The organism is Cyanobacteria bacterium GSL.Bin1 (genome assembly GCA_009909085.1).
Taxonomy (GTDB): domain Bacteria; phylum Cyanobacteriota; class Cyanobacteriia; order Cyanobacteriales; family Rubidibacteraceae; genus Halothece.
On the sequence record JAAANX010000134.1, the window covers coordinates 24,147 to 36,097 of the forward strand.

Below are 11,951 nucleotides of genomic sequence, written 5' to 3' on the forward strand. Positions count from 1 at the left end.
GTCAAAATTAAGTGAGAGGATATTCATAGCTTTGTGACTCGACTTGATCTACGTTTTCTACCTCTGGTGTCAAGCCATTATCTTCAGCGTTAGAACTTTCAGCTTGGTCTTGTTGTTTCCCTTTATAGGTAGCAATGGCAAGCAAAGCTAAATCTCTAGCTCGACGCCAATTATTGTTACTTTGAAGCCAGCCGTAGATTTCTAAGCCCTTACCCTTTGCTGAGTGAGCGCGAAATCGGCTCAGGAAACTGACTAAAGCGGTTGCAAATTGTTGCTGAGAGCTAGGGCGTTGTAACCGATAAATTGCTTTATCTGTGACTTGCTTATAATCAAGCTGTCGCCCCTGCTTCGTCGCTTCTTGATGTTCATTAGCCAGCATGACTTTGAAGGCACCTTGCACTGCGTCAAATAATGAGCGTTCTTCTTCGGTTAGATATTGCTGCGTCATTTTTACTAGTCCTTGTCGTTCACCATAAAGTTCATTTGCCTTGCGAAACTCATAAAAGCCTGTATACCAAGGATTGCCTGCAATCAAATTATCTGCAATCCAAGGTAAAACTTTAGACACTGCCAACCAAGTTTCCCCTTTGTCGTTTTTGACAACTCTGGAGGGAAATAAATATGATGCTTCTTCATAGAGAGAGAGCATCTCCTTAGTTGGATGAATTCTATAGACGGCTTGTTTCAAGTAAGTTTGACTGGTATCCCAAGGCTGTCCTCCCAGTTGATAAACCTCGCAATAGTTAACTTTGAAAGTTTTTGCATCTGAAGCCGTCTGCTCTTGAAGCAGGAATTTGAGACCTGATTCTCCAGCACTACTAGAACGAAAATGCTTATAAGTTCGCCCAGAAAAACTTTGCCGGCGGCGCATCCATTCTTTTAGATTAATCACTTCTGGAATTACTAGTGCTGAACGCCACCCTGGTAAACTGTAATAGCCACAGGCAAGCGGCAAAAAAAGCAAAGCAAGAAATCCTTTTGGAGATTCTTTATAAGCACCATTAACGAAAGATTCTACCAATCCCGGTAAATGGTGTCCCTTGAGAGGAATTTCCGATTTGAATTTCCCTTTACTGGTGAACGCTTCTTTTAAGTCTCGGGTGTAGTAGCACTCTAAGAGCGGTCGAACATTCAACTGAATTTCTGGTTGCCCCTCATCAATTTGAAAATTGATTGCTACACTATTTTTGCTTAGGGATCGCTGCTGTCCATGTTGCAACAGAGTTGAAGTAACTCCCTGAGTAAAGGTGTATTTTCCTTGACGGTCAAGTTTGAGCGCTGGGACATTTAGATAGCCGTCTTGGATTTGATAAGTGTTGCTGACTAACCATTTAACTACTTCGCGATCGCTGCACTCCCAAAAAAGTTTAACCGCTTCTTCATTTGTTTCCCATTGCAAAGGGGCATTCTCCTGTGAAAGGGCAGATAGAGCAAGGCTAAGTCCAGCCGTACCAGCGCGATGGGGCAACAGCGTATCGGGATCAAAAAGAGAAAGAATGATTTGGGTCATTGTGCATTTTCCTCCTTAACTGCAAATGCCCCTCTTTGAGGACAGTATTCCCACTGCTCAGTTGGCGCAACAGGATAGTTTTTATAACGTTCCCATTCCTTGACTTTTTTCGGATCGGCAAGCAACGGGACTGTGTAGAGTTTGAGTTGACTGCTTGGTAGCTTTTTAATCTTCTTGATATCTTCTTCTAAAAGGGAAGTTATCGTCACTCCTCCTTCCCGTAAAGAGGTGGGATAAGTACGCCATTTGCCATCTAGGAGAACTGAGTCTTGCTTGGGTTGAATCTCAGTTGCATTTTGTTCTAACCAGCCCGCTAAGTCAGCTTGACAGACATCTCCCTCAAAGGTTTGTATCATAGCTAAAGCGCGATCGCGCTGGTCTTGGTCATAAGGAAAACGTTTTTCATCAGGGTAAAATAGCGCATCTAGAGCATGACCACAAAAGCGACGGTTCAAACGTCCTAATCGCTGAATCAGAGCAGCAGGGTGTGCAATTTGAGAAACCAACAAGGTAGCCGAGAGATCTAAAGACATTTCAGCAACTTGAGTAGTTACGGCTAATACAGGTTCCTCACAATCATCTTTAAAAGCATCAATAACTGAACGATGATGTTCAATGCGATCTTTATACTTAAAACGACTGTGATATAGCAGAGTATTTAGCCCCCGTCGCTTTGCTTCTTCATAAATGCCAATGGCAGTGCTGACTTGGTTACAAACCCATAGTACTTTTCCCCCAGAAGCTAATTCTTGCTCGACTCGTTCCCAGTTCGGTTGTTCGTTATAAAAGAACCGATATCGATGTTGATTCTCCAACTCTGACGGTCCAGGTATAATTTCAGGGTCTTCGCCCACAGCCTTTTTAATTGCCTCAAGCTGTGAAGGCAGAAACGACGCTGACATAAGTAATACGGGAGCCTTAACGGTTGCTAAAAACCGTAACAATGCTCCAAATAAGGCATCGTCATAGCAGTGAACTTCATCAAAGACAAAAGCGGCATTAGCAATAGCGGGAAAAGAGTACATTGGGCGACGATTGCACTGCATTAACCCCAATACCGTATCTACAGTGCAGACAACAGCTTGTTTATCCCATGCCTTAAAGGAAGTCAGCTTAATGTCCGCTTCATTCATAACGTTGTCACCAGCATCTGACTCCTCACCTGTTTTAGCCAAAGCGAGATCGATATCGGCTTTGGAGTGGAGTAACACTGACTCTAGTTCATTTTGTACATAGTCCAGAAATCCCTCCGTACTGGTTCCTGTTGTGGGATAACAAAAAAATAGTTTGCGTCCAACAGCATGGCGTTTAGCCCAGTTATAAGCCCCAAGGGTTTTTCCTGTACCACAACCTGCTCTTGCCAGCCCAACCCGAGATTCAATTTTACCCAGTTCAACTTGAAACTGGCGCAAGTCATGATCTCCCAGACGAGCTTTAATGACTCTTTCTAGGTCTGCTTCTGTTAAGAGATGTTCTTCCAGTGTGCTAGAAATCCATTGGTCTAGCTTAAAATGAGTTTGTGGCAAAGCAGAGCCAATTGCATCACCTGCCACCAGCAATGCTTTCACTACTGCTACCAAATTTGAATTGCAATTCCAATCAACAAATCCATCATCTCCAATCAATAGGTCTTCACAACGCTGTTTAATCTCAGTAACTGTCCAGGTGGTCTTCGGTTTATGAGTTAAATGGAGAGTGGATGGCAAACCAATTTGTTTAATTCCAAAGCGCAATAGCCTTTTGAAATCTTTATGGAAGAGGTAAAGATAAATTTGATTATCGCCACAAGATCGGAGTTTTCCAATTTCGTCAGTTTGTTCGCCTCTTTCACCCCCTAATTTCAGGTGATGTCCTCCTGCTGCTGCCAAAGCCATCATCAAGTCGCCTGGATGTTCTTTTAGCCAATTACGGAACTCCCAAGCCAGTAAAATTGACGCAACTTCATGCCTGATCAGTTGAGGGTTCTCCATTGGAAACCGTTTAGGAGTTGCCTCAGACATTTTTGAACGAACAACTCCTTGAAAATGGTCATTCCCCTTTCCCCAGTCATGGAGATAAGCAGCAAGGCGTGTTGTGTCACGGAGATAAGCTAAACTGCAATTTAAATCAAACTGTTGAATTAGTCTAACCCCAAGAGTATCAATGATTTGACTGACGGCTCGAACCACATCAGCAGTATGCCCAACCAAGCTATAAGACCCTTTCCATTTCCCCTCAACAGACTTTGCCAATAATCGGTCTGGTTTTAATTTAGGCTGCATGATCTACCTCCCGAATGGGATAAAACCAGCCACAACCAAAGTGCTTACGTCCTCCTAAGCCAAAACGCTGTAGTTTGAGTGAATCATCATCCTTAAGTCCTTCCACAACTACGCCATAGCCAACTACTTTCCTTTGTCGAATCGTTATCGCACGTCTTGCTAAGTCTCCCTCCTCATTACTATCAATAAAGGGTTGACCTTCAATTTCTAAATGTTCTAACGCTCTCTGACAAGATTCTAAAAAGTAGCGGGGAACGTCGCTATGGTCTATTTTTTCTAGCTTGAACGTCACTAACCGAGCCTTCAGGGTTTCGCTACTTTCGGGCAACGTTAATTTCGGTTGTACCAAACGCATTAAATGTCCTTTGAGGTCAAAAACCTGATTTTGGAGTTGATACCATCGTTTTACCTGGTCGGAAGGGCAACGCAGTCTCAATCGGGATTTCTTGTTTAGGTAGAGCATTCCCTTGCGATCCGGAATCCCTGGAATACTAGAAATTAGAACTTCTGGGGGAATCATCCTTTTTTTGAGCGGTAGGTCTATTTCTATTTCCTGCAAGGCTTTTTTGATCGCTGAATAGAGTAAGTAACCGTGATCAGCAGGTAAGGTTTTACCCCGCAGTGAAAACTGAACTTCTAAAAATTCCATCCCTTCACTCCTCAATTAATTTTTTGCAATTGGTAAGATTTCTGCATCTCCTCTACTTCAGCTTTTACTAACGTGACTAATTCCGGTGGTGCTTTGACCACAGCCCCCTTGCCATAACCCAACACCCATCGCTTAATATCATTGAGTCCTGGTACTTCCATTTGTAAAGTCAGTGACCCATCCGCGTGTTTTACGATGTTTTGAGTAATATGCCAGCGCCGTTCCCGAATATACGGCGCGGTTGCGCGATCAAACCAGATAACCACTGAGAAAGTCTGATTTCCCCGTTCGTACTGAAAGCGGTTTGCTAGATACTCCTTGGGATTAAAATTAGGATCCCGTTGGAAAGATTCCTCCAGAACTTGTAATTCTCTAATGCGGTCAATGCGGAAGTCCCGAAAATCCTGACGTTTGTGACAAAAAGCGATGACATAAGGATTTGAGCCTCGGTAAATGTCAATTAGATAGGGCTCAATGATTCGTTCCGACTCTTGGTTGTAACTGGCTGCGTAATAGCGCATCCAAACTTTCCGTGAATTATGACAAGCTAACTCCAATTGTTCCCAAACTTGAGGATCAAAATGCAACATTTCCGCTCCCGAACGGAAAATAATTCTCTCTTGTGCCAAGCGTTCTAAATTAATTCTGGTTTTCTCGGGTAAGCGTTCCGCCAGCCTCTGAATCGAGCTTTTTAACTCCTTTTCGTAGGCTGACCCGGCATACGCCTGCAACATTCTTGCCCCTAAAGTCAGTGCAAACAATTCCCCTTGCGTGAGGGTAATACTAGGCAAACGCCATTGCGCATCGGTATAGTACCAGCCTTGCTTGTGGCTGTATTCCAAGGGAGCATGATAGCGATCGCGCAAAAACGCTAAATCTTTCCGAATCGTCCGCTCACTAACTTCTAGGGCTGTGGCTAAAGTATCACTGGTTTGACGTTGCTTAGAACGCAGAAAGCCATCGATTTGTAGTAGCCTCTCCAACTGCCGAGACATCACTTAAAATTAGTAATTTTTGAGGATTGGCTTCATTGTAGGATAGCAACCCGGAAAAAACACTTCCGCTTTGTAATAACAGTTCTTCAAAGACGCTTAAGGCTTCTTGATTGAGATCTAAGGCATTGAGGGCTAAAGCTTTGCCGTTAAGGGCTTCTATCAGTTCCGGATCGAGGGTGAGGGCTTGATTGTAAGATTGCAGTTGGTCTTCAAACCGTTTGACTTGGGCAAAGGCAAATCCTTGATTTAACCAGATGCTCGCTGCCTTCGGGAATGTTTCTAAGCCCTGATCGTAAAGCGCGATCGCGCTGCGATACTGACCTTTCCGCACGAACGTATTGGCGCGTTGAATTTTATAAATTGCATAAAGGCGGGAAAAAATCCAAATCCCCACTACAGCACCAACTGCCAACACAACTAAGCAAATTCGCCACTTGTGCTGTTTCATCGCATTGGGTTGATCTTTATTGCCCATGAGCAATCTTTGAGGAGAGGATTGCTACCAGTGTATCCTTACCGATTGGACAATTAGCCTCGCAAGACTAAAACTGGGCAAGGGGCTTGACGGACCACTCGTTCTGCCACGGATCCCAACGCAAAGCGGTTTAACCCTTTATGAGCATGAGAGGGAATAATAATCAATTGAATGTCATTTTTTTTAGCATAGTCGATAATTTTTCTAGCAGGCTTACCAATCACCACATTAAACGGTGCTTTTTTATACTGGGGATCAGAACAGCGTTTATAAAAGACTTTCTCGACATGGCGACGACGCGTGTCATTATCAACGGTATGCCAAATCATTCCCGGATCGCCAGGATTCAGCGGGCGTAAAACGTGGAGGATATGAACCTTCTCAGGATCTTCGACTTCTTTAATGGCTTCTTCAAGGGCTTGAAAAGAGGATTCGGAAAAATCAATGGGAACCAAAACGCGATCGCGCTTGAATAAACTCATAACAATTAGTTATTTTCGGTTGAGCTAGATCTAATATAAATCAGCATAAGTCAGATCAGCCCCCTCAAAATACGTATTCTTTAAGTTTGCCCCGACTAATTTTGCCTTCCTTAAATTGGCATGGCTTAAATTGGCATTTTCTAAGTTAGCCGCAACTAATTTTGTTCCTTCCAAACAACTAAAACTCAAATTCGCCCCCGCTAAATTGGCCCCAATAAAATTACATCCTTTAAGATCGAAATGACTTAACTCGGCCTTGGGTAAATCAATATTTTGAAAATTCCGTTCTCCAACCGTATACCGCGCTAGAAACTCTCCAACTGGGGTAATGGGAATTTCCCTTAACGGCGGTTGCTGATAAACAAAGCGAAAGGTGTCGCCACTGTCAATGACCTGTTGTAACTCTTCATAAAAGGGATAAGCACCGATACCGCTTAACGTGACCCAAGCGCGAGTGCGGGTAATGGCGGTAAACAACTGATTCCGCAGATAAAGGTTGGCTTCGGCTTGTGCCACTTGATCTAGCCCCACAATATAGACCATATCCGCCTCTTGTCCTTTTGCCCGATGAATGCGAGAGACGGTTACGCCCCCTTCACACCAAAATTGATTCGGGTTACGTTGGGCAGAAGGCGTCTCAAAAATATTACAATCCGGGGCACTGGGCAGATAAATATCAATGCCTTGTTGATAGAGAAACCGTGCCACTTCTAATTCCAAACGTCGGGCGGTAAAGGTTTCTCCTAAGACGAGAACTAAAATCTGACGACTGGGACGTAAGCCTTCCTGGCGCAGATTGAGTAAAATTTGATCGGCTAAGGCTGTTAATTCTTCTGGGCGGGTGGCATAGCTTTGAAAGCGAATAATTTCTCCTTGCCAGAACTGTGGTAAAGGGTGGGGAGAATTTTCCGGTGGGCGTTTGAGGGTAATTTCGGTTTGGGGTTGAAAGTTTCCAGTTACTTCATAGCCCAAAGCTGTCCAGTCTTCCGGATGTCTGACGCCAGTGAGCATTCCCTCTCGTCTTAATAATCCCATGCCGATGCCATGGGCAAAGGTCATCACTGGATGCGGCAAGCGATAACAGCGAGAGAGGATTTCTGTTTTTTGGATCCCCTCTTTATACTCTCCACTGAAAAGATGGGCGTGTTTTTCGCCTAAAATTGTACCGGGCGTCGGAATACTCAGATGATTAAGACTTTGAGCTTCATCATAAGTCCAAATCAGTCGGCGTTGTTGCGGTTGCATAGAATGAACCGGACGCAGGGCTTGATAGGCCAGTTGATAAAAAGGTTGTGGTGTTTTGAGTTGAATTGTTTCATCAACTAAGAGGTCTTGTCCTTCGTCAATGAGAATGGCATCGAAGACCTGAGGAATAGTAGTTTGGGCGAGAAGTTGGTCACAAGCAAGGGCTAGGGCAACCTGCGGTTGATAGCGTTCTGGCTTGGGCAGATCAGAGACGGTGAGGGGAGATACCCCTGCGGCTTCGGCAATAACGCGATAGAGACCAGGCTGTTTCTTCGCCCCCCAGGCATGAAGAACCTGCAGTTTGGAAGTTTTAGGGTTAAAATGCTGTTTCTCCTCCCGAAAGCGATTTAACCAATAGCAGAGTTGATCAAGGATGACCGGGTAGAGGCTGCGCGAAAAGAAAACCAATGCAATATCCCAGTCAGGATATTTCAAATGCATGTGCGCTGCTTTTTGACACAAAAGAACCGTCTTTCCAGAACCAGCAATCCCACGAATCCGTTGACATCCGGGAGGAATTTGTTTCCCAATTTTTTCTTGTTGTTGATCTAGTTTGCAGAGGTGTTGATCAATTTTTTGAAGGACTTTGCCGCGACTTTCTGGAGACGCGAGCACCCGATGGGTGGGCTTTTCATAAACAGGGGTTCCACTAATAATCGCCAGCAGCAGTTGCCATTGTTGATCGCTGAGATCGTTCCCTTGCGTGAGGAGGGGGGTCTGCTTCAGTTTAGCGAATAAATCGGTGGTGGCGGTTAAATCATCCGCGAAGAGAAGGGGCGGTTGGCTGGGAAGATGATGAAAGCCTCGGTTTTCCCAATCAGTACAACGAATGTTCGGTAAAGCTACTAAAATACGACTGGTTATTTGCTGATTTAAACTCGGTTCGCGATCGCAGTAATTTAAGAGCGAAAACAGTTGATTTTCTGCTTGCTGATAGGGATTGCCGCTGCTGGTATAAAAGTTTTGATAGTGCCAAAGATGTCCTGTAATTTGTCGGATTTGATTAATGAGGAGTGCTTTGACTTCAATAATAATGATTCCGAGGGCGCGATCGAGCAGTAAAATATCCGGTTCTTTGCGAAAATGACCAACGGTAGAAAAAATCGGATAGCGCCAATAAGCAATACACTGCCGTTGGGCAAAAGCAACTTGTATTGCTTCCCAAACCTGTTTTTCCGCACTTTGCCCTGCCTGGGCAAACGGTTCAGTGGCAATAAAATGGGCATTTAGTTTTGCCATTGTTTCAGTAATCCTCAGCTGTGATCAGCATCTTGAGAAGGATTACGTTTTTGATGAATATACTGAGTCAGTCGCGCTAAATTTTGTTTAGTTTCAGCTTGGATCTTTTCTAATTGGGTATGGAATTGATTGACTTTTCCTTCCAATTCACGAATCTGATTAAACAGTGCCTGCCAAGAATGCTTAACTTGACCCAAATCTTTTTGTAAGGGATTAATCACAACACTTTCTAAAGTATCAATCCGTTGGTCAACATACTGAATATACTGCTGTAATTGATGCTCGGTTTCTTGATTCGCTGTTGTCGGTTCTTCAGCGACTGTTTCTACTTTTTGTTCTAACGCTTCTAGACGTTGCCAGAGCAGTTTTTCCTGTGAGTTTTGATTCGTAGTAACCGTTTCTTGGGCAAGGTAATCTTGGATCCAACATTGGATCAGTTGTGTCATGGTTACGCCTTCTGCTTTTGCTTTTTGTTGAAATCGCTCACGGGTAGGGGCGTCAATTCTGATTTTGATAAATTTTGCTGACATTAATTTATTCACTAGGTGTGTTACTCAAGAATCATGAGTGGGCTATCTATATCTATATAATTGAGTTGAGGCGCGATCGCGCTGATTTTGGATGATTGATGGAATTGACTAGAGATGTCCTCAATGCAAGTGATACAGCAATTGTTAGCGAAGCCTGTGATTCAAAATCAAGATTATGAATCAGGAGTCTAGTAACGACCGGCAACGAGAACATCAAGCCAATGAACGAACCTTTCTCGCTTGGTTAAGAACAGCAGTGGCTTTAATTGCCTTAGGGTTAGCAACTGCCAGATTTGGTCTGTTTTTACGAGAAATTGAAAGCGCGATTGCACAGGAATTCTCTCTAGAAGGACCTAACTTCAATTCTCCAACTTTAGGATTAAGTTTAGTCATTTTTGGCTTAATTGTGATCAGTTTAGCGGCTTGGCGTTACCAACAAGTATTTTGGCAAATTGAAAAAGGGAAATATAAACCCAGCCAGCGTTTAGTTTGGTTGATGGTGGTTGCAGTCATGATTTTAGCAACCTTGAGTACCATCCCCCTGCTACTGTCATCCTTTTAGAAAGACCTTTCGACCCAGATAATCTTTATCTATTTTTTAGGGAAAATTCAGGAAATTCTCGTTATCCTGAAGACAAACTAGTTTCGGATGATCGCGGATTTCGATTTATGACACAACCTAGCTTTGGTGTAATTGGTTTAGCCGTGATGGGAGAAAACTTGGCACTCAATGTAGAAAGCCGAGGATTTCCTGTTGCTGTTTACAACCGCACGGCAGAAAAAACCAAAACCTTTATGGCGCAACGAGCGCAAGGAAAAAATGTTACTGATACTTACACAATTGAAGAATTTGTCAAGGCATTAGCTCCCCCGCGCAAAATTTTAGTAATGGTCAAAGCTGGAAAAGCGGTGGATGCTGTGATTAGTCAACTGAAGCCCCTCTTAGCAGAAGGGGACATGATTATTGATGGTGGCAACTCTCTGTATGAAGACACCCAACGACGCACCGAAGAGTTAGAAGCAGTGGGCTTGGGCTTTATGGGGATGGGTGTAAGCGGCGGTGAAGAAGGCGCACTCCACGGTCCTAGCTTGATGCCTGGCGGCACGCCAGAAGCTTATAATAAGGTGGAACCAATTGTCACTAAAATTGCGGCACAAGTCGATGATGGTCCCTGCGTAACTTATATTGGTCCTGGAGGAGCGGGTCATTATGTGAAGATGGTTCACAATGGTATTGAGTATGGCGATATGCAGCTCATTGCCGAGGCTTATGATTTGCTAAAAAATGCGCTGGGACTGAATCATGAGCAATTGAGCGAAGTATTTGCCCAGTGGAATCAAACCGAGGAACTCAACTCCTTTTTAATTGAAATTAGTGCGGAAATCTTTAAGAAAATTGATCCCGAAACGAATCTTCCTTTGGTTGATGTCATTCTTGATTCAGCTGGACAAAAGGGAACCGGACGTTGGACAGTGGTCAGTTCTCTGGAGTTAGGGATTCCCATTCCGACAATTTATGCTGCGGTTAATGCCCGAGTCATTTCTTCTTTTAAAGAAGAGCGCACTGCCGCTAATAAACAACTAGCGGGTCCTAAGAATAAGTATGACGGAGATACACAAGCCTTTATTAATAAAATTCGCGATGCCCTTTATTGCTCAAAAATGTGTTCTTATGCGCAAGGTATGGCATTGATGGGGAAAGCGTCAGAAGAATTTGGCTTTAACTTAAATCTGAGCGAAATTGCTCGCATCTGGAAAGGAGGTTGTATTATTCGCGCTGGCTTCTTAGATAAAATTAAGGCAGCGTTCAAGGAAAACCCGAAACTCCCCAATTTATTACTAGCTCCGGAGTTTAAACAAACTATTTTAGACCGCCAAGACGCTTGGCGAGAAGTACTAGCCGTTTCTAATCAGTTAGGCATTCCGGTTCCGGCCTTTAGTGCCTCTTTAGATTATTTTGATAGTTATCGGCGCGATCGGCTACCGCAGAATCTGACACAAGCGCAGCGCGATTTCTTTGGGGCTCATACCTACGAACGAACGGATAAACCGCGGGGTGAGTTTTTCCATACCGAATGGATGGACAATCAGTAATCAATTTTTGACTCCCCTGGTGGGGAGTTTTTTGAACGTTGCGAGTGCTTAAAAAATTTCAGGTTGTGATTACTTGTCGTCCGTGTTGAGCTCAGATAACTGATCTAGTAGGGTTTTAAGTATCGATCATTTTATTAGCAAAGCTAACTGGGAAGCGTCAAAGGGAAATGAGCACCGTTTGCAACTTATGAATAAGTGCAATCAGACGAGAATCAGGAATAATTTCACTTTGATCATCGATGATTCTGGGCATCGAAAAAGCGGTACGACCCCGCGCCATTGATCCCATACAGGAAGGAATCTCCCCCAAATGCTAAATGCGCCCGGGAGATTGGATCGTACTCTTGGTAGTGACGTACTCCCGACGCTTATCCTGCGGATAAAGCGCGGGCTTCTCCAGTCTTTCGACCTTCGCGTTTTATAGTGAGGCGGACGCCCAACCCCACTTCCTTAATTAAAATTCCTGAGTTT

The 11,951-nt window shown here is 44.0% G+C and carries 10 protein-coding genes; 2 read left to right on the forward strand and 8 right to left on the reverse strand.

Annotation, left to right across the window (positions count from 1 at the left end):
* Window positions 1–7: 7 nt before the first annotated feature.
* Genes cas8a1 through GVY04_16845 form a run of 8 tightly spaced genes read right to left on the reverse strand, consistent with a single transcriptional unit; the run spans window position 8 to window position 9,386 of the window.
* Window positions 8–1,510, reverse strand: a complete 1,503-nt coding sequence (gene cas8a1 / locus GVY04_16810) for a type I-MYXAN CRISPR-associated Cas8a1/Cmx1 (GenBank protein ID NBD17727.1) — start codon at window positions 1,508–1,510, stop codon at window positions 8–10.
* Window positions 1,507–3,771, reverse strand: coding sequence for a CRISPR-associated helicase Cas3' (cas3, locus tag GVY04_16815; GenBank protein NBD17728.1), 2,265 nt, complete (start codon window positions 3,769–3,771; stop codon window positions 1,507–1,509). The genes cas8a1 and cas3 overlap by 4 nt, the downstream gene beginning before the upstream one ends.
* Window positions 3,761–4,420 (reverse strand): type I-MYXAN CRISPR-associated protein Cas6/Cmx6, encoded by a 660-nt coding sequence (cas6, locus tag GVY04_16820; protein ID NBD17729.1) that lies wholly within the window; start codon window positions 4,418–4,420, stop codon window positions 3,761–3,763. The genes cas3 and cas6 overlap by 11 nt, the downstream gene beginning before the upstream one ends.
* A gap of 11 nt (window positions 4,421–4,431) precedes the next feature.
* The gene (locus GVY04_16825) at window positions 4,432–5,415 is read right to left on the reverse strand and encodes a WYL domain-containing protein (GenBank protein ID NBD17730.1); all 984 of its coding nucleotides are present in this window, start codon (window positions 5,413–5,415) and stop codon (window positions 4,432–4,434) included.
* A complete protein-coding gene (locus GVY04_16830) occupies window positions 5,363–5,890 on the reverse strand; it encodes a tetratricopeptide repeat protein (GenBank protein NBD17731.1) in 528 nt (175 codons plus the stop codon). The genes GVY04_16825 and GVY04_16830 overlap by 53 nt, the downstream gene beginning before the upstream one ends.
* A 53-nt stretch (window positions 5,891–5,943) precedes the next feature.
* Entirely contained in the window at window positions 5,944–6,372 is a 429-nt protein-coding gene (locus GVY04_16835; protein NBD17732.1) for a universal stress protein, read from the reverse strand.
* Window positions 6,373–6,402: 30 nt separating this feature from the next.
* The gene (locus GVY04_16840; GenBank protein NBD17733.1) at window positions 6,403–8,856 is read right to left on the reverse strand and encodes an ATP-binding domain-containing protein; all 2,454 of its coding nucleotides are present in this window, start codon (window positions 8,854–8,856) and stop codon (window positions 6,403–6,405) included.
* Between the two features lie 14 nt (window positions 8,857–8,870).
* Window positions 8,871–9,386: a hypothetical protein gene (locus GVY04_16845; GenBank protein NBD17734.1), complete on the reverse strand. Its 516-nt coding sequence runs from the start codon at window positions 9,384–9,386 to the stop codon at window positions 8,871–8,873.
* A 175-nt stretch (window positions 9,387–9,561) separates the two neighbouring features.
* On the opposite strand from GVY04_16845, the gene GVY04_16850 reads away from it, so the two are divergent.
* Both GVY04_16850 and gnd read left to right on the forward strand, forming a co-directional pair.
* Entirely contained in the window at window positions 9,562–9,948 is a 387-nt protein-coding gene (locus tag GVY04_16850; protein NBD17735.1) for a DUF202 domain-containing protein, read from the forward strand.
* A gap of 107 nt (window positions 9,949–10,055) precedes the next feature.
* Window positions 10,056–11,480 (forward strand): decarboxylating NADP(+)-dependent phosphogluconate dehydrogenase, encoded by a 1,425-nt coding sequence (gene gnd, locus GVY04_16855; GenBank protein NBD17736.1) that lies wholly within the window; start codon window positions 10,056–10,058, stop codon window positions 11,478–11,480.
* Window positions 11,481–11,951: the final 471 nt, after the last annotated feature.

Bases quoted from the DNA above. Each gene is read 5' to 3' on its own strand.
- cas8a1 (NBD17727.1), bottom strand. From the start codon at position 1,510: ATGACCCAAATCATTCTTTCTCTTTTTGATCCCGATACGCTGTTGCCC.
- cas3 (NBD17728.1), bottom strand. From the start codon at position 3,771: ATGCAGCCTAAATTAAAACCAGACCGATTATTGGCAAAGTCTGTTGAG.
- cas6 (NBD17729.1), bottom strand. From the start codon at position 4,420: ATGGAATTTTTAGAAGTTCAGTTTTCACTGCGGGGTAAAACCTTACCT.
- GVY04_16825 (NBD17730.1), bottom strand. From the start codon at position 5,415: ATGTCTCGGCAGTTGGAGAGGCTACTACAAATCGATGGCTTTCTGCGT.
- GVY04_16830 (NBD17731.1), bottom strand. From the start codon at position 5,890: ATGGGCAATAAAGATCAACCCAATGCGATGAAACAGCACAAGTGGCGA.
- GVY04_16835 (NBD17732.1), bottom strand. From the start codon at position 6,372: ATGAGTTTATTCAAGCGCGATCGCGTTTTGGTTCCCATTGATTTTTCC.
- GVY04_16840 (NBD17733.1), bottom strand. From the start codon at position 8,856: ATGGCAAAACTAAATGCCCATTTTATTGCCACTGAACCGTTTGCCCAG.
- GVY04_16845 (NBD17734.1), bottom strand. From the start codon at position 9,386: ATGTCAGCAAAATTTATCAAAATCAGAATTGACGCCCCTACCCGTGAG.
- GVY04_16850 (NBD17735.1), top strand. From the start codon at position 9,562: ATGAATCAGGAGTCTAGTAACGACCGGCAACGAGAACATCAAGCCAAT.
- gnd (NBD17736.1), top strand. From the start codon at position 10,056: ATGACACAACCTAGCTTTGGTGTAATTGGTTTAGCCGTGATGGGAGAA.